This is a genomic window from Kineosporia succinea (assembly GCF_030811555.1).
Taxonomy (GTDB): domain Bacteria; phylum Actinomycetota; class Actinomycetes; order Actinomycetales; family Kineosporiaceae; genus Kineosporia; species Kineosporia succinea.
Genome location: NZ_JAUSQZ010000001.1, coordinates 6,932,204 through 6,949,463, shown reverse-complemented (window position 1 = coordinate 6,949,463; position 17,260 = coordinate 6,932,204). Strand labels below are relative to the sequence as shown.

Annotated in this window: 15 protein-coding genes; 7 read left to right on the top strand and 8 right to left on the bottom strand. The window is 71.7% G+C overall.

Translation table 11 applies throughout. The features are described 5' to 3' along the window. The first annotated feature begins 179 nt into the window (after nt 1-179). Both J2S57_RS30660 and J2S57_RS30655 read left to right on the top strand, forming a co-directional pair. Nucleotides 180-1,547: an esterase/lipase family protein gene (locus J2S57_RS30660; protein ID WP_307249465.1), complete on the top strand. Its 1,368-nt coding sequence runs from the start codon at nt 180-182 to the stop codon at nt 1,545-1,547. A 159-nt stretch (nt 1,548-1,706) separates the two neighbouring features. Next, complete coding sequence (locus J2S57_RS30655) at nt 1,707-2,678, top strand: NAD-dependent epimerase/dehydratase family protein (protein ID WP_307249464.1); 972 nt, start codon at nt 1,707-1,709, stop codon at nt 2,676-2,678. 375 nt (nt 2,679-3,053) lie between these two features. Here the strand turns inward: J2S57_RS30655 and J2S57_RS30650 are convergent, their stop codons facing one another. Further along, a complete protein-coding gene (locus tag J2S57_RS30650; protein ID WP_307249463.1) occupies nt 3,054-3,653 on the bottom strand; it encodes a GNAT family N-acetyltransferase in 600 nt (199 codons plus the stop codon). 13 nt (nt 3,654-3,666) lie between these two features. Then, a complete protein-coding gene (locus J2S57_RS30645) occupies nt 3,667-4,503 on the bottom strand; it encodes an oxidoreductase (protein WP_307249462.1) in 837 nt (278 codons plus the stop codon). 101 nt (nt 4,504-4,604) lie between these two features. Here J2S57_RS30645 and J2S57_RS30640 point away from each other — a divergent pair, with 101 nt between their 5' ends. Further along, complete coding sequence (locus tag J2S57_RS30640) at nt 4,605-5,423, top strand: helix-turn-helix transcriptional regulator (protein WP_307249461.1); 819 nt, start codon at nt 4,605-4,607, stop codon at nt 5,421-5,423. 6 nt (nt 5,424-5,429) lie between these two features. On the opposite strand, the gene J2S57_RS30635 is transcribed toward J2S57_RS30640, so the two are convergent. Further along, complete coding sequence (locus J2S57_RS30635; RefSeq protein WP_307249460.1) at nt 5,430-6,116, bottom strand: TetR/AcrR family transcriptional regulator; 687 nt, start codon at nt 6,114-6,116, stop codon at nt 5,430-5,432. An 88-nt stretch (nt 6,117-6,204) separates the two neighbouring features. On the opposite strand from J2S57_RS30635, the gene J2S57_RS30630 reads away from it, so the two are divergent. Together J2S57_RS30630 and J2S57_RS30625 are read left to right on the top strand one after the other, a co-directional pair. Continuing rightward, a complete protein-coding gene (locus J2S57_RS30630; protein WP_307249459.1) occupies nt 6,205-7,065 on the top strand; it encodes a helix-turn-helix domain-containing protein in 861 nt (286 codons plus the stop codon). Between the two features lie 29 nt (nt 7,066-7,094). After that, complete coding sequence (locus J2S57_RS30625) at nt 7,095-7,946, top strand: alpha/beta fold hydrolase (RefSeq protein WP_307249458.1); 852 nt, start codon at nt 7,095-7,097, stop codon at nt 7,944-7,946. A gap of 86 nt (nt 7,947-8,032) precedes the next feature. Here the strand turns inward: J2S57_RS30625 and J2S57_RS30620 are convergent, their stop codons facing one another. Beyond that, nucleotides 8,033-8,821, bottom strand: coding sequence for an SDR family oxidoreductase (locus J2S57_RS30620; protein WP_307249457.1), 789 nt, complete (start codon nt 8,819-8,821; stop codon nt 8,033-8,035). 216 nt (nt 8,822-9,037) lie between these two features. Here J2S57_RS30620 and J2S57_RS30615 point away from each other — a divergent pair, with 216 nt between their 5' ends. After that, nucleotides 9,038-9,832: a hypothetical protein gene (locus J2S57_RS30615; RefSeq protein WP_307249456.1), complete on the top strand. Its 795-nt coding sequence runs from the start codon at nt 9,038-9,040 to the stop codon at nt 9,830-9,832. A gap of 105 nt (nt 9,833-9,937) precedes the next feature. Here J2S57_RS30615 and J2S57_RS30610 read toward each other — a convergent pair whose 3' ends face one another. The 4 genes from J2S57_RS30610 to J2S57_RS30595 form a co-directional block, all read right to left on the bottom strand. Next, complete coding sequence (locus J2S57_RS30610) at nt 9,938-10,186, bottom strand: hypothetical protein (RefSeq protein WP_307249455.1); 249 nt, start codon at nt 10,184-10,186, stop codon at nt 9,938-9,940. Nucleotides 10,187-10,290: 104 nt separating this feature from the next. Further along, a complete protein-coding gene (locus J2S57_RS30605; RefSeq protein WP_307249454.1) occupies nt 10,291-12,006 on the bottom strand; it encodes an endo-1,4-beta-xylanase in 1,716 nt (571 codons plus the stop codon). Between the two features lie 34 nt (nt 12,007-12,040). Next, the gene (locus J2S57_RS30600; protein WP_307249453.1) at nt 12,041-12,892 is read right to left on the bottom strand and encodes an LLM class flavin-dependent oxidoreductase; all 852 of its coding nucleotides are present in this window, start codon (nt 12,890-12,892) and stop codon (nt 12,041-12,043) included. Between the two features lie 92 nt (nt 12,893-12,984). After that, nucleotides 12,985-14,340 carry an FAD-binding oxidoreductase gene (locus J2S57_RS30595; protein WP_307249452.1) on the bottom strand — a complete coding sequence of 452 codons (1,356 nt, stop codon included), beginning with the start codon at nt 14,338-14,340 and terminating at the stop codon, nt 12,985-12,987. A 103-nt stretch (nt 14,341-14,443) separates the two neighbouring features. Between J2S57_RS30595 and J2S57_RS30590 the strand changes: the two genes are divergently transcribed. After that, entirely contained in the window at nt 14,444-17,164 is a 2,721-nt protein-coding gene (locus tag J2S57_RS30590; RefSeq protein WP_307249451.1) for an AfsR/SARP family transcriptional regulator, read from the top strand. The last annotated feature ends 96 nt before the right edge of the window (nt 17,165-17,260 follow it).

The following is a 17,260-nucleotide window of genomic DNA, read 5'->3' as shown; positions in this document are numbered from 1 at the left end:
TGCCAGATTTCACTGGGCAATCGGTTGTCGCGGAAGAAACGTCATTGGGGTTCGTGCGGCTCCGGTCTCGTGGGCTGAACGGGACGGCGGAAGTTTACGACGGCGACCTCCTGACCACCCTGAGTTCGTACCCCGTTCGGGCCGAGCTCAGAAATTCGCGGATGGTTGAACGAGTAGCCGTGGTCATCGATCGCGCAGATCCCGTTCCCGGGGCCCGGGCGCAGGGTCCGGAGGATCCGGGACCCTATCTGGAAGTAGTGGTCGAACTCGGCGACGACAGCCAGAACCTCGTCATGCTGATCTCGTCCGGTGACGGGTTGCTGAGCTGGGTCGTCCCGGATCGTTCCGGCAGAACGGCCCGATTCGCCGCGCCGATGTCGCGCCTGGGTTTCGGTGGACCCGGGATGGGGAACTATTTCGCGTCCTCCGGCCGGACCATCCTTTCGCTCCTGACCTATCCGGTTGCCCAGGAGCTTCGCGCTCTCGGCGCCAGGGGGTACCGGGCGTGGGAGAAGAAGCGGCATCCATCGATCCTGTTCCACTATCCCCGCCTGATTTCCGCGGGGCGGAGTCGTCCGGCCCCGGACGAGGACATGGACAGCAGCGACTGGCGGCGGGCGACCGCCGGAGGGCGAAGTCTTCTTCTCGTCCACGGGACCGCGAGCAGGAGTTCGGCCGCGTTCTCGGACCTGGCCGGTCAGTCTCTCGCCGATGTGTGCAGATCGTACGGTGGTCGCGTCTTCGCCTTCGATCATCCAACCGTGTCGGTCTCACCCGAGGACAACGTGGCCGAGCTCCTGAGCCGGATCTGCTGGACAGAACATCCTGTCGATATCGTGTGCCACAGCCGGGGCGGTCTCGTGGCTCGGCTGCTCGCGGTGCGTGGGCACATGAACATCGGCAAGATCGTTTTCGTGGGTGTCCCGAACGACGGGACGGAACTGGCTGACCCCAGCAACCTGAACGCGTTCGTCGACACGCTGACGACGGCGGCCAATCTGATGCCGACCCCGCAACGTCATCTGAAAGACGTTCTGGCGATCGTGCTTCGGCTGGTGAGAGCCATGACTGAGGACGCGCTGGTCAGGTTCGACGGGCTGGCTTCGATGAATCCTGGAAGCCCGACCCTCGCACATCTGGCCAGGACTCCTACGTCCGTCCCTTTGGATACGCGCCTGCTCGCGGTCACGTCGGAGTACACCTCTCCCGGCGGGGATCCGCTGAAGCGGATCGTCAACGGGCTGTTCAGCCGGCCCAATGACCTGGTCGTGCCTACGTCGGGGGTGGCCAACGTCACCGGCGCGGTTGCCGGAACCGGATTCCCGATACCGGCGCATTCAGTCTTCCAGACGCCCGAGTTCCTCGCGGTCTGGCACTGTGGGTATTTCAGATTCCCTGAGGTCAGGCATCGGATAGTGCGCTGGCTGGCCGGGGGCGATGAGGTCGCCGGAGGTGCCTGCACCCGGCTCGAGTGCTGGTCCGGGTGGGACGAACACGCGACCTGTCTCGTGGACCCGGCGCGACGGAGACGGCCGAGCTACCGTTGAGGCGAGACCTGACGGAATCGATGGCGCCCGCGGAACGGCGCGGACTGGCCTGATGTGCTGCCCGGGCGCTGATCAGGTGAGCGTCCCGTTCCGGTCGCGTTGTCGTCGGCAACCGCCGGGAACACGCCCACCGTCGACGTCGTGAGGGGATCGGCACGGATGAAGATCGTGATCATCGGAGGCAGCGGGCACATCGGCACGTTCCTGGTGCCCCGGCTGGTGCGGGCCGGTCATGAGGTGGTCAGTATCAGCCGGGGTCAGAGCGCCCGGTACGCCGATGACCCGGCCTGGGAGCAGGTGCGTCAGGTGGTCGTCGATCGGGAGCGTGAGGACGCGTCGGGCACCTTCGGGGGCACCGTGGCCGCCCTGGGCGCGGACGTCGTGGTCGACCTGGTCTGCTTCACGCTGGAATCCGCCACCGCGCTCGTTCGGGCCCTGCGGGGAGGGACGGGGCATCTGCTGCACTGCGGGTCGATCTGGCGGCACGGGCCCAGTGCGAAGCTGCCGATCGCGGAGGACGCGGGCACGCCACCGCTGGGTGAGTACGGCATCGAGAAGGCCCGCATCGCAGCGATGCTGAAGCAGGAGACCGCCTCGGGTGGCCTGGTCACGACCTCGCTGCACCCCGGCCACATCGTGGGGCCCGGCTGGCACCCGATCGGCCCTCTGGGCAACGTCGATCCCGGCGTCTGGACCACCCTTTCCGGCGGCGGGACGCTGCCCGTGCCGGGCAGTGGGGCCGAGTCCATGCACCACGTGCACGCCGACGACGTGGCCCAGGCGTTCGAGCTGGCCATCGAGCAGCGCGACGCGGCGGCGGGCGAGGACTTCACCGTCACCGCCCCGACGGCCCTGACCGTGCGCGGGTACGCGGACATCGGTGCCGCCTGGTTCGGGCAGACGGCGAACCTGGAAACCGTGACGTGGGAACAGTTCCGGTCCGGCACGAGTGAGGAGCACGCCGAGTCCAGCTGGGGGCACCTGCACCGCAGTCACGCCTTCACGATCGCCAAGGCCCGGGACAGGCTGGGGTACTCGCCCGCCTACGAGCCGGAGGCGGCGGTGCTGGAGTCGCTGCGCCGGCTCATCGCGGACGGCCGGCTGGAGACCGCCCGGCCGCTGGCCGTCTGACCCGGTCTCCGGCCGCCTGACCCGGTCTCCGGCCGCCTGCCCCGGTCCGGGCGTCTGACCGGTCTCCGGGCGGCGGAACCGGGACGGCCGGCATCGACGCGGGGACCGAGAAGTCGCCCTGCGAGCGCGATTCGCGACCGGAACCGAGCGGGCCGTGCCATCACCGGCCACCGTCATCCGTGCCGGTGACGTGCCCGGTGACGTGCCGGTGACGTGCCGGGTGCACGACGTCCTCGCCGGAATCCTGGATCTCCCGGGCCTGGGGAGAGAGGTGCCCCCCCATACCGATCGGGTATAGGGGGTACCTCTTCCGCGACGCTCACTCGGGTGCGGGCGTGGGCATCGCATCACCCCGGGACCGCGTGAAGCGGCGGTTCACGGCTGGTCGCGCCAGGTTCCGGCCCTCAGGCGGTAGCGCCGGACGGTTCCGTCGTCCGTCATCAGTTCCATGCCCAGACGCCGCATCAGCCCCCACGAGGCACGGTTGACGCTGTCGCAGCCGGCCGTGACCTCGCCCAGGTCCAGCGTCTCGAACAGGTACGGCAGGAACTGCTGCATCGCCTCCCGGGCGTATCCCTGCCCGTGGTAGGCGGGTGCGAACTGGAAACCGATGTCACCGGTGCCCGGGCGATCGGCGGCCAGCCAGACGCCGACGTCACCGATCACCCGGTCGTCACCGGGGTGGTGAACGGCGAAGGCGTGCCAGGCGTCGGTCTGCCGCTCGTCGAGATCGGCCTGCCGGGCGAGGAAACCGGCGGCCGCCCCGGCGCTCATGGGCTCGCCGGGCAGGTGCGCCCGCACGACCGGATCGCTCTGGTACGTCAGGAAGTCGTCCAGGTCACCGGGCGCGAACCGGCGGACGGTGACGCGTGCTGTCGTGATCGTGCGCTCCTCGGGAGATCGGCTGCCCCAACCGTAGCCGTCGCGTGGGAGAGCGGGCGGCCCGTCGGAGCGGTCGAGCACCCGAGCCCGCACCGGCGCAGCGGACTCAGGTCGCCGTCCACAATCCGTTCAGGCGGCGCACCGCCTCGGCGGGCAGTTCCAGGTCGGCCGCCGCGATGTTCTCGCGCAGGTGGGCCACGGACGAGGTCCCCGGGATGACGAGCAGGTTGGGCGAACGCTGCAGCAGCCAGGCCAGTGCGGTCTGCTGGGGGCTGGCGTTCAGCGAGGCGGCGACCGCGGCCAGCACGTCGGACTGCAGCGAACTCCAGCCACCCAGCGGGAAGAAGGCGACGTAGCCGATGCCGTCGGCGGCCAGGGCGTCCACCAGGGCGTCGTCCTGGCGAGCGGCGACGTTGTAGAGGTTCTGCACGCACACGATCGGCGCGATCGCGCGAGCCTCCGCCACCTGCTCGGCGCTCACGTTCGACAGTCCCAGGTGCCGGATCAGGCCCTCCTTCCGCAGTGCGGCCAGGGTCTCGACGTGCTCACCGATCGGGCCGGGCCCCTCCGTCCGGAAGTTCACGACGTCCATGGCCTCGAGCCCGAGGTGCGCCAGGTTGTCCTGCACCTGCTCGCGCAGGTTGTGCGGCGCCGGGTCCCAGCTACCGTCCGGGCCCCGCCGGAAGCCGACCTTGGTGACGATGTGCAGATCCTCGCGATAGGGGTGCAGGGCCTCGCGGATGATCTCGTTGGTGACGTGCGGGCCGTAGAAGTCGCTGGTGTCGATGTGGGTGATGCCCGCCTCGACGGCGGTGCGCAGGACCCGCACGGCCTCGGCGCGGTCGCGGGGCGGGCCGAAGGCGTTGGGCCCGGCCAGCTGCATGGCGCCGTAGCCCAGGCGGGTCAGGACGAGGTCGTCGGCCAGTTCCAGGGTGCTGTTCATGACTCCAGGCTGCTCGCCCGGCCCGCGGTCAGGGAGCTACAGAACTGCCTGGTGAAACCAGTACCAGGCACCTCGGTGCCCGGTGGGGCAGCATGGTGGCCATGGAGCAACTGGCCACGGTGCTGCGGGCCTGGCGCGACCGGCTGGACCCCGCCGCAGCCGGGTTCACCCAGGCGGGTCAGCGCCGGGTGCCGGGGCTGCGCCGGCAGGAACTGGCCGAGCTGGCCGGGATCTCGTCCGACTACCTGGTGCAGCTCGAGCAGGGCCGGGCCAGCACCCCCTCACCGCAGGTCTGCTCGGCCCTGGCCCGGGCGCTGCAGCTCTCGGACGCCGAGCAGGAGCACCTGATGCGCCTGGCCGGGCACGCCCCGGCGCCCGGCCGGGTACCGCGGCTGATCCCGCACAGCGTGCACCGCATCCTGGAGCAGCTGTCGGCCAACCCGGTCGCGGTCTACGACGCGGCGTGGAACCAGTTGCACCGGAACCCGTTGTTCGAAGCGGTCTTCGGGGTCGTGCCGGGCCCGCAGAACACGCTGCTGGTGCAGTTCGGCCCGGGATTCCCCCGCACCCACCAGAGCCCGGCCGTGCAGGCCCGGTTCGAGGAGTCGATCGTCGCGGACCTGCGTGTCACCAGCGGCCGCTACCCCCACGACCCCGACCTGAACGACCTGATCGCGACGTTGCAGCTCAGACCGCGCTTCGCCGAGCTCTGGCAGCGCCGGGCCGTGGAAGATCACCAGGGCAGCAGCAAGACCGCGCGACACCCGCAGGTCGGCGACATCGCCCTGGAATGCAGCACTCTCACCACGCAGGGCTCGGACCTGCGGATCCTCGTCTGCACCGCGCAACCGGGCACCGACGCCCGCAGCAAGCTCGATCTGCTGATGACGATCGGGACCCAGACCATGACCAGCTCCTGACGGCCGTCACGCCGGGGTGAGGCCCGCGGCTGCCGGCCGGGGCCACCAGGGCGGGAACAGCGCCATGATGGCCGTCGCGGTGCGCTCGATGTCGTCGTCGTCGCCGCGGGTGAAGGCGACGAGGGCGGCCGTCCCGCCGCCGGCGATGTACGAGGCGGCCAGGTCGTGCCCGGTGTCGGGAACCTCGACGCCGGCCCGGGCGAGGACCTCGATGGCCAGCTGCGCCCGCTCGTGCAGGACCTGCTGCAGCGCCACCCGCAGAGGCTGTTCGCGGGGGCCGGTCAGCAGCTCCCGGTACAGGTCGCGGCGGGCGCTCAGCTCGTTGAGCTGCGCGAGCAGCGCGTTGCGGTACAGGGACGCGAGCTGGTCCACGTCGGCGCTGCGGGCGATCGCGTCCTGCGGGATCGTGGAGAGCGCGTCGAAGTTCTCGGCGAAGGCCTCGACCAGGGCGTCGGCCAGCTCGTTCCAGTGCTTGTAGAACGTGACGCGGTTGATCTGGGCGCGGCGGCACACCTCGCTGACCGTGAGGGCGGCCAGGTCACCCTTCGCGGCGGCGTCGCGGATGGCCTGCAGGACGTAGGCGCGCGTGCGCAGTGCCCGGGGATCGGCCCGCCCGGCGGCGGCGCGGCTCGCTCGTCGGCCGAGGGTCGATCCTTCGGCCGGCTGGCCGCTTTCGACATCGGCGTTGTTCATCCGGGCAAGGCTACTGCGCGGCGGCGGCGCCCCACCGTCGGCCTTGAGCGGCGTCCGGCGGCATACAGAGGCTGGATAGTCTCGGGGCGTGGACGAACGTATGCGGCTGGGAGAGTTCCTGCGCCGCCGCCGGGAAGCGGCCGACCCCGCGGCCTGCGGCCTGCCCCCGAGGTCCCGCCGCCGCACCCCGGGGCTTCGCCGCGAGGAGGTCGCCGAGCGGGCGAGCATCTCCACCGTCTACTACGAGCGCCTGGAACGAGGACGCGGTGCCCTCCCGTCGGCCTCGGTCCTGGCCTCGGTCGCCGGCGTGCTGCAGCTGAGCGCCGCCGAGCAGGAGTACCTGTACCGGCTGGCCGGGCACGCGGCGCCCCCGCACCGCCGCGAACGCGAGGGCGTGGATGCGGGACTGCAGTACCTGCTCGAAGCCCTCGACGACTCCACACCGGCCTCGATCACCGACCACTTCAACGACGTCCTGGCCCAGAACTGGCTCAACCGCGAACTCCTGGGCGACGTGGTCGACCTGCCCGGATGGCAGCCCAACCTGACCTGGCGGTGGTTCGCGCAGCCGGGCTGGCGCGACCTCCTGGAGCCGCGCGAGCAGCACACGCAGACCGGGCTCGCGTACGTGGCCGACCTGCGCGCCGTGCTGGAGCAGCATGAGCCCGACCCGCGAGCGGTGGCGATGCTGGACGACCTGCGGGCCTGCTGCGAGGAGTTCGGCGAGCTGTGGGAGCAGCACACCGTGATGGCCCGGCACTGCGCGGACAAGGTCATCACCCATCCCCAGGTCGGCGCGCTGCACCTGGAGTGCTCGGTGATCACCAGCGTCACCTCGTCCCAGCGCCTGTACGTGCTCAAGCCCGCGCCCGGGACCCCGAGCCGTCAGCGGCTGGACCAGGTGCTGAGCGGGCGCACGCTCATCCCCTCACAACCTGTACGTGGGTGAGCCGGTCCGGCGCTCCTAGCGTCGGGTCCATGCGTACCGTCATTCTTGTCCACGGGTTCTGGCACGGCAGCTGGGTGTGGAGCCCGGTGACCACCCACCTGGCCGCCCGGGGCATCCCGTCCGTCGCGGTGGACGTCCAGGGGCACGGCCTGAACGCCCGGGCTCCCGAAGCCGCCCGGACGCGTCCGTTCGCCCCCGAGACCTTCGCCACCGAACCCTCACCGCTCGCCGACGTCACCGCCACCTCGGCCGCGCACGCGCTGCTGGAGCAGATCCGGTTCATCGGCGGGGGAGCGCCGTGCGTCGTGCTCGCGCACAGCATGCACGGCGTCGTCGCGACCCTCGCCGCCCAGCTCGAACCGGACCTGTTCGAACACCTCGTGTACGTCAGCGCTTTCGCCCCGGTGGCCGGCCTTCCCGCGGCCGGTTACATCGCGACGCCGGAGAACGACGGGGACCTGCTGCGGCACTCGTTCACCGGTGACTTCGCGGCGATCGGCGCCCTGCGCCTGGACACCCGGGACCCGAGCCGGCACGAGCACCTGCGCCAGGCCCTCTACGCCGACGTCGAACCCGGCACCGCGCGGGCCGCGCTCGACCTGATCAGCGTCGACGGCCCGATCGGGGTGCCCGGGCAACCCCTGGACGTCACGCCGGAGCGGTTCGGTGCGGTGCCGCACAGCTACGTGACGTGCAGCCAGGACAGGGCGGTGCGACCGGCCCTGCAGCGACGCTTCATCCGCGAGATCGACGCGATCTCGAGCCGCCCGACGAGCGTGTTCGAGCTGGATTCCGCGCACTCGCCGATGCTGTCGCAGCCCGCCGCGCTGGCCGACGTGATCGAGACCGTCTGGCTCGCACCGCAGGTCGGCGTCCGGTGAACGGCGCGGGCGCGCTGCGGCTGCGGTGAGACCGGCCGGGGGACGGAGCACGCTCCGTCCTCCGGCATCCGGTGCCCCGGGGTGGATCAGTAGGCGGCGGACTGGCCGCCGTCGATCGGGACCACCGTGGCGTTGACGTAGCTGGCGTCGTCCGAGAGCAGGAACGCGACGACCGAGGCGATCTCGGGGGCCTCACCGTAACGCTTGGTCGGGTTGCCCTGGATGAACTGCTCGGCGGCGGCGCGCGGGTCGTCGGCGTTCAGCTGCTTCATCGAGTCCTCGACCATCGGCGTCCAGATCGCGCCGGGGGCGATGGCGTTGATGCGGATGCCGAAGCGGCCGTACTCGATGCCCGAGTTACGGGTCAGGCCCACCAGGCCGTGCTTGGCGGCCGCGTAGCCGGACTGGTTGCCGATGCCCCGGATGCCGCCGACGCTCGCGGTGTTCACGACCATGCCGGAACCCTGCTCGTGCATCACCTTCAGCACCTTCTCCAGGCCGAGGAACGCGCCGCGCAGGTTGATCGAGACGACCCGGTCGAACTCGGCCGCGGTGAACGCCTCGGTCAGGTTCTGCCGGCCCTCGATGCCCGCGTTGTTGAAGAAGCCGTCGATCCGGCCGAAGCGCTCGAGGGTCTTCGCGACGTAGTTCTCCACGTCCGCCTCCTGCGCCACATCGGCGGTGACGGTGAGGATCTCGGCGTCGGGGGCGATCTCGTGCACGGCCTCGACGGTGGCCTTCAGGCCGGCCTCGGCGATGTCGACGAGGGCGAGCTTGGCGCCCTCGGACGCGAGGCGGACGGCCGAGGCGCGACCGAGGCCCGAGCCGCCGCCGGTGATGAGAACGACGCGGTTGGTGAAACGCTGCTGGGACATGGGGATCTCCTGAAAATCTTCGTCCTCGAAGGGTTCGGAGGCCGGTCGTCGACCAGCGAACCCGAGGCCGTTAAGCGACGACCGTTGCTTAGGCTACACCTGCTGCTTTAAGACCGGCGCGGTGAGACAAGCCTCTGACGTGGTGAAATGGCTCACCGGCGCGGGCGGTCACCCCGGCTCCCTGATGGTCCGCAAACGCCCCGTATGTTCGTGGGCATGAGCACCCGCGACGGACGCGCCTGGTTCCCTCTGCCGGTCCGGTGGACGCTGGCGGTGTCACTCGCCCTGCTGACGTCGACGGCCTGCGGCAGTCAGGCCCACGAGGCCGACCCGACCGCCGGCCGCGCAACGGCGGGCCCCGCCGGCCTCGGCCCGGCGCCCGGCGGAGCCGGGTGCCCGGCCGGTGGCGGAGCCGTTCCCGACGACGTGAACCGGGCCGGGACCGACGACCTGGACGGCGACGGGCTGGCGGACGAGCTGTGGCTGGCTCACGACGAAGGGCTCCGTCTGCTGGGGGTCAGCACCGCCGGCGGGGCCCGGTTCTCCGTCGTCCTCAATCAGTGGGACGAGGGCGCCCAGGAGCAGCGGGCCGGTGACCGGGTGAGCGCCCTGGCCGGGCGGCTGGGCGACGGATCCGCCGTGATCCTGGTGAACCTCGGCCGCTCGGCGGCCCTGTACAGCGTGGTGAACTGCTACATCGTGGCCACGACGGACACCGAGAACCGGCCCTGGCTCTTCGATCTGGGGTACGAGGGCACCGGTGACGGGGTCGGCTGCGTGGGCGACGCGTCCGGGCGCATTCTCGTTTCGTACCGTGCCGAGTACGACTCGGCGAAGCAGACGTACACGGTGTCCCGCCGCACGGTCACCCTCGACAGGACCGGGAAGCGGGCCGGTGCCGGCCGCAGCGAGGTACTGGGACGCGGCCTGGCCGAAGGCTCGGCCGAGGTCCGGCGCGCCCAGTCCGTCAGCTGCGGGAACAATGCGGAGATCTCCGAACCGGTGTTCTGAATACCCTTCGGCCGCAACGGGAGTGGCGATTCAGCACCGCTGACTTTCGTTGCTCCCGTCGGCCCGGCTGGTGCGGGGGCTCAGCACCGGCCGGGCCGGGAAGACCTAGCTGTTCGCGAAAACCAGGTAGCCGAGGGCGAAACCGAGGATCGTCGCGACGACGGAAACCGTCAGTGCGGTGACACCGAGCCGCTCCTTGCGGGAGACGGCGACGCCACCGCAGATGATCGCGGCCACCCCGAAAATGATCGGCAGAAGGAAGACCGCCAGGGCGCTGAGCACGAACGACACGATCGACAGCACATTCGACTGCTTGGTCGAGGTGGTGGCCAGAGGGGTCTGGGTCTGCGTCACTTCATCCTCCTGCGGTGTGAGTGGCTGGCTGTGAACACTTTGGGTGGATCGTCCGGGTTTCGCACCTCGAGGAGCGCGGACGAGGCCCGGCCGACCGGCGTCGCTCACCGGGAGGACCGCAGGGCTCGCGTCATGGCCTTGTAAGCCGGTGTCGGATGCCCCTCGTCGAACAGGAAGTCGTGGCCCTGCTGCGCGCTGCCGTCGTCGTCGACCCACCAGTCGTAGCGGTCGTCCACGCCCCAGGTGGTGTAGGAGACGCAGGTGGGGGAGTCCAGGCAGGTGGCCAGCACGGTGGCGTACTGCTCCGCCTGGTCGTCGGTGCCCTGGTCGTCGGTGACGTCGTTCTCGGAGATGCGCACGTGCAGCCCGGCTTCGTCGAAGAGGTCGAGGGTGTCGGCGAGGTCCTCGGCGGAGATGGCGTCGGTCTCGAGGTCGTAGACGTGGGACTGCAGGCCGACGCCGTCGATGTGGCCGCCCCGTGCGTTGGTGTCGCGCGCCAGGTCGAGAAGAGCGTCCTGGCGCTCGCCCGGTACGTCGGCCCCGTTCTCGTTGATGAACTGCCGGACGTCGGGGTCGGCGTCGTGGACGGCGCGGGAGACGATCGCCGGGTAGCCGGGCCCGAAGGTCCGGTACCAGACGTTCTCCTGGAGGCTGGTTCCCTGGTCGAGGTCGAACGGCTCGTTGACGACGTCGAGCGAGGCGAGACGTCCCCGGAAGTGCGTCACCACGGTGGTGAGGTAGTCGAGCAGGGCGTCGGCGCTGGCGCGGCGATCCTTCGCCGACCCGGTGGGGAGTTCCTGCATCCAGCGGGGCATGGCCTCGGTGAAGGCGATGGTGTGCCCGTGCACCGTCATGCCCTTGCTCTCGGCCGTCGCCAGGATCGCGTCGGCCTCCTCGAAGGTGTAGACACCCCGCTGCGGGGAGAGGAACTGGGGCTTCATCGCGTTCTCCGGGGTGAGGGCACCGAAGTTGCCGACGAACTCCCGCGCGTACTCCGCGTCCGAGGCGAGCGGGCCGAGCGCGACCGCCGCGCCGATCCTGAAGCCGGGACGGGCGCGCTCGGCCAGCGCCTGCAGCCCCCGCGACGACGGCTCGGCCTGCCTGACGGCCGGGCCCGCGGTGGTCAGCTCTGCGGCGGTGGCGGTGAGGGAACTGACACCGAAAGTGCCGTCGTCGCTCGACAACCCCAGCCAGAGCTCTCCCGACGCGAACACCTCCCCGAAAGGCACGGAGGCCACGGTTTCCCCGTCGCTCGAGATCTCGAGGGTGTCCCCGGACCGGCGGACTGACAGCGGGGCCTGCGGATCGGAGAGCGTCACGTGCTCGTCGTACACCGGACGGGGGTCGCCCACGTCCTGCTGGGGTGAGCCGTCGGAGACGATGATCCCGAGGTCGTCGTCCTCGAGGGTGAGCCGCAGGCCGGCTGGTTCGATCCGGAACTCGTCGGCGATCACCGGCGGGCTGTCGTAGAGGGCCCAGGACGCATCGGCGGTCACGTCGGTCAGGGACGCTTCGAGGGAGAAGTCGCCCTCGGTCACCAGGTGCGTGCCGGCCAGGTTGAGCGGCGGATTCGGCCGGTGGTCCCCGCTGTCGACGATGCTCAAAGCGGTTGCGGTGACGTGCAACCCGTCTCCGTCGGCGCTCACCCCGGGCACGTGCTGCCAGTCCTGCTGGAGCAGGTCGACGACCTGCTCCTTCGGTGCTGGGGCCGGCGAGGTGCATCCCGGGAGGGCGAGCAGGAGGCCTGACGCCACCGCGACCAGCGTGCGCGGGTACCCGGCACCCGAATTGCCTGACAGGAGTGCCTCGGTGCCGACCACGCCCGAATCCTAGATCAGGGACGGCCGGGTCCGGCTACAGGACGATGTCGGCCAGCCGGGCGATCTCGTCGAGATCATCGGTGCAGGGGCCCAGGATCAGTTCGTCGGCGCCCAGGTCCTCGAACTGCCGGACGGCGTCGCGGACCGATGCCGCGTCGGTGTGCACGCCGCTCACGACGAGGTCCTGGTAGGCGCCGGTGGCGGCGTAGTAGTCGCCGACATTGGCGCGGCCCCGGTCGGGATCGCCGAGCGCGAAGTAGTTCAGGGCGACCAGCCGGGGCCGGCCGCTCCGCCCGGCCTCGCGCCAGGCGAGGCGGGCGGCGTCGAATGCCCCGGCCACCAGGGGCGCCGGGGCGGAGCCGGCGATGTACCCGTCCGAGGAGTGTGCCATCCGCCGGTAGGCGGCCGGGGTGCCGCCGCCGAAAAGGATCGGGACGCGCCGGGTTCCGGACGGCACGGCCGGGTTCGTGCCGGCGGGCACGGGGTCACCGTCCCACAGCGACCGGTAGGTCCGCAGGTCGCGGTCCATCCGGGCGCCCCGGCCGCGGGGACCGTGGCCGGGAACGACGAAATCGTCCTCGCGGACGCCCACCCCGAGGCCGAGCGTGAGCCGGCCGCCGGAAACCCCGTCGATGGACGCGGCCTCCTTGGCGAGCAGGGCGGCGGGCCACGTGGTGGCGAGCAGGACCTGGCTCAGGAGCCCGATGGACGTCGTGGCACCCGCCGCCGCGGCCAGGGCCACCGTGTCCATCACCCCCGGGTACGCGAACCGGCCGGTCGTGCCCAGGGTGGCGAACCCGGCGTCCTCCGCCCGGCGGGCCCAGGTGGGAATGACCGAGGCCCGCACGTCCCGGACCTGGTTGGGCAGACCGATGCCGATGCGCATCCGTGACTCCTTGCTGTGGTGGAGCTGTGGTGGATGAATCGTGGTGGGCCCGGGCTCTTCCCGGGGCTTCCGGGAAGAGCCCGGAGCGGAGGTCAGTCCCGGATCGGTTCGACGCCACCGGCGAACAGGCCGCCCGGGTCGACGGTGGCGCGGATCCGCTCGACCCGGGCGCGGGTCGTCTCGTCGTAGGTGCGCCGGGGCTGATCGACGTGGTCGGCGAAAGTCGGCGCGGTGAAACCCGTCCGGTAGGGGAGCAGGGCATCTCGGACCCCGGCCAACTCCTTGCCTGTCTGCTCGCCCGGCAGACCGCAGGCCCAGTACAGGAACGCGGCCGGAGTGTGCGAGAAGACACCCCCGTCCGCCGGGGGCTCGGCGAACGCGCCGCCCAGCTGGCGGAACTCGACCGACAGCAGGCTGGTCGAGGAACCCACGCCGGCGGCGTTCAGCAGCGAGGACCAGCCGTCGGCGTCCAGCGGCTCGAGCAGCGCCGTGTCGGAGTGGAACGGGATCGGCTCGGCCGGATCCATGTGGGTCAGCGGCAGCGCCTCGGGCCCGGCGGTCGTCCAGGTGTTCATGATCGGTTCGGCGAGGCCGGTGAGCGGCGTCATCAGGTCCGACAGGATCCGCTCGGCTGCGGGGACGTCCGCGTCGCCGACCGCGCTCACGGCGCCGTCGATGGCCAGGATGTGCCGGCCCGCCAGTTGCGGGGGCACCGTGGGCAGCGGCGGAACGCTCAGCAGGCGCAGCGACGTCGTCACCTCGGGGGGAGCGGTGACACTCCAGCGCTGCCAGGCCGGGGCCAGGCGGTGGGCCTCGGCCGCGTCCCAGACGGTCATACCGGTGACGATGCGGCGCATGGGCACCAGCGCGATCTCGACCTCGACGACGACGCCGAAACCGCCGCCCCCACCGCGCAGGGCCCAGAACAGGTCCGGGTTCTCGTGGGCGCTCGCCGTGGTCACCTCACCGTCGGCGAGGACGATCGTGATGGAACGCAGCCGGTTGGCCGCGACGCCGAACCGGCGTCCGTAGAAGCTGATACCGCCGCCCAGGAGGAACCCGACGACGCCGACGGTGCCGGACGAGCCGTGCACGGCGGTCAGGCCGTGGGGGACGGCGGCGGCGATCACGTCGGCCCAGCGCGCACCCGCCGGGACCCGTGCGGTTCGGGCCTCGGGATCGATACGCACCGCGTCGTCCATCTGTGGGTTCACCAGCAGCGCACCGGTGACCGGGGCGGTGGCGCCCATGCCGTGGCCGGTGGTGCTGACCCGCAGGGGCAGCCCGGTCCGCCGGGCCACGTCGGTGGCGCGCACCACGTCGGTGACGCTGCGCGCGACGAACGCGCCGGCGGGATCGACCGGGACGGCCAGCTGGAACGAGTGGCAGGCGTCGAGGTAGCCGGGGGTGCCGGGCTGATGGAAGGGAGCGAGATCTGCGGTGTTCACATGGATTCCAATGTCGGGCCGGGCAGAAGGTCTGCGCACACTGTGGGTTGCGGTCCAGACACCTGGCTTGCAACCGGCAGACATCGCGATATTTCATGACCGGGTGCTGACCTTCGCCGTGCTCGGGCCTCTCGCTGCGAGTGACGAGGGTCGCCCGATCCAGCTGGGAGGCCGTCTCCAGCGCCGCCTGCTCACGATGCTGCTGGCCGCGGACGGTCAGGCCGTGTCCGAAGCCCGGCTGGCCGAGGGTGTGTGGGAGGGCAGCCCGCCCGGCGATCCGGCGGGCTCCTTGCAGGTGTACGTCTCGCGTCTGCGGCGGGTGCTGCCGGGCGCCGACCTGTTCCGGGAGGGCGGCGGTTACCGGCTGAACACGAGCACGTCCGACGCCGGGCAGTTCCTGAGGCTCGTCGCTGAATCCCGGGCTCTGATGCCGGCGGGCCGCGCGCGGGAGGCTCACGAGTGTTTCGAGAGGGCGCTGGGGCTGTGGCGCGGCGAGCCCTACGCCGACGGTCCGGACGATCCGGAGCTGGCTGCGGCCCGGTCGGCTCTGATCGAGTACCGCGAGGGCGCACGCGAGGACAGCGCGGCGGCGCTGCTGGCCGCCGGTGAGCACGCCGGGGCGGCCGCGGTCCTGGAAGCCCTGGTCCGGGGCGCTCCGTACCGGGAGCGTCGCTGGCAGTTGCTCGCGCTCGCGCTGTACCGCGCGGGTCGTCAGGCCGACGCGCTGGCGGCCCTGCGCCGGGTCCGGACCCTGCTGGCCGAGGAGCTCGGCGTGGATCCCGGCCCGGAGCTGCAGCAGCTCGAGCACCGCATCCTCGCGCAGGATCCGCAGCTGCAGGGCCCCGTGGCGCCCGCGGAACCGGGCCCGGGCCGGCCGCGGCCCCTTTCCTCGTTCGTCGGGCGGGCCGGGGATCTGGCGGTGCTGGATCAGCTGGTGGCGGCGCACCGGACGGTCACCGTCGTGGGCCCGGCCGGGGCCGGTAAGACCCGCCTGGTCACGGAGTGGGCGCAGGCGTCCGCGGCTGCCTGCGCCGTGATCCGTCTCGCGGACGTCACCGATCCCGCGCTGCTCATGTCTGCGGTGGGGGAGGGCCTCGGTCTGCCCGGTCGGGCCCGCGATCTGCGCGAGAGTGTCGTGCAGCACCTGAATTCGCGACCGGGACCGCTCGTGCTCGACAACTGTGAGCACCTGAGCGACGACGTCGCCCGGTTCGTCATCGACCTGCTCGTGCGGGTCCCGGCTCTGAGGGTGGTGGCCACCAGCCGTACGGCCCTGGGGGTCGACGGCGAGCACATCCTGCCGCTGGGACCGCTGACCGGTGAGGGCGCGGTGGCGCTGCTGATCGATCGGATCCGCGCGGTCCGGCCGGGCTGGGCACCCGGTCCCGACGACCACCAGGACCTGCGGCACCTGGCCGACGCCCTGGACCGTCTGCCCCTGGCCCTGGAACTGGCTGCGGCCCGGGCCCGTATCCTCAGCGTGCGCGAGCTGACCGCGCACCTCGGTGACCGGTTCGCACTGCTGGGCCCGATCCCGCACGGCACGATGACGCCGCACGCGACGCTCCGGGCCGCGATCGGGTGGAGCTTCGACCTGCTGGCCGGGCCCGAGCGTGACCTGGCGGTGAGTCTGTGGCCGTACGAGGGCGGATTCCCGCTCCAGGCGGCCGGGTTCCAGGTGGGGGCGCTCGCGGCGCTGGTGGACCAGTCGGTGGTCACCGCCGACATCAGCAACCCGGCGGCGCGCTACCGGATGCTCGAGACGATACGCGCCTACTGCACGTCGATCGACAAGGATCCGCAGGCGAGCCGCCGGGCCCACGCCGGCTGGGCCCGCGACCTCGTCACCCGGGCCGCTCAGGACCTGCAGGGCGAGGCCGCGCCGTCGGCCATGGCCCGGCTACGGCTGGAAATGCCCAACATTCGCGCCGCGATCGCCCACGACCTGGCGGACGACCCCGGCGCCGCGCTGCGAACGTCCGCACAGCTCATGTGGTTCTGGATCCGCAGCGGCCTGCTCGCCGAGGGCCGCACGACGATCACCGCGGCACTCGCGGCCGCGCCGCACGCACCGCTGCAGGACGTCGTCCGGGCCCGGGCGGCGCTGTCCGGGCTGCTCTACACCGCGGGTGAAACGGCTGCCGCGCGCGATGTCCTGGCCGAGGCGGCCCGGGCCGTGGACGCCGGCCCGGGGGACGCCCTCCTGCTCGCCGAGCTGCGGTACTACGAAGCGCTGGCGCAACTGCCGGAAGGAGACGCGCAGATCGCCGTGTCCGCCGCATCCGAGGCGAACGCGCAGGCCACCGGGGCGAACGTGGCCTGGCTGATGGCCGCCACGGAAATGGCGCTGGGGGCCGCGCTCGTGCTGGCCGGGCGGACCGCCACCGGTCAGCAACGCCTCGGCGCCGCCGTCCACCGGGGCCTGGCCTGTGGAAGCACCTGGACCGCCGCGCTCAGCGAACTGATGCTGGCCCAGACCCTGGTCGGCCTCGACAACGACCGGGCCCTGCGCCTGCTGCGCTCCTCGCTGCGCCGCTTCCGCGCCGAGGACGATCTGACCCAGATCCTCGCGGTTCTGCACAACGGCGCCCTGGCCCTGGAGGCGGCCGGGGATCCCACCGCCGTCCGGTTGCGCGACGTGGTCCACTTCCACCGTCTCCGCGACGGGATCCAGCCGGCGGGCACGTACATTCACACGGTCATGCCGGCCGGCTGGTACGAGGGGCCGGCCCCGCAGCGGGCAGCGTCCCTGGACGACGTGGTCCTCGCCTTCGAGGGCGCCGTCGACCGGCACGTGCCGAGAACCGTCGGCGATCAGCGCTGAGTCGCCGGGGGCCAGGTCCGGAGGGCCGTCGGGAGCCAGTGCGCGAGTACGGCGCGGCGGGCGCCCACGGGTGATCACGGCGTCTTCCCGGGATCG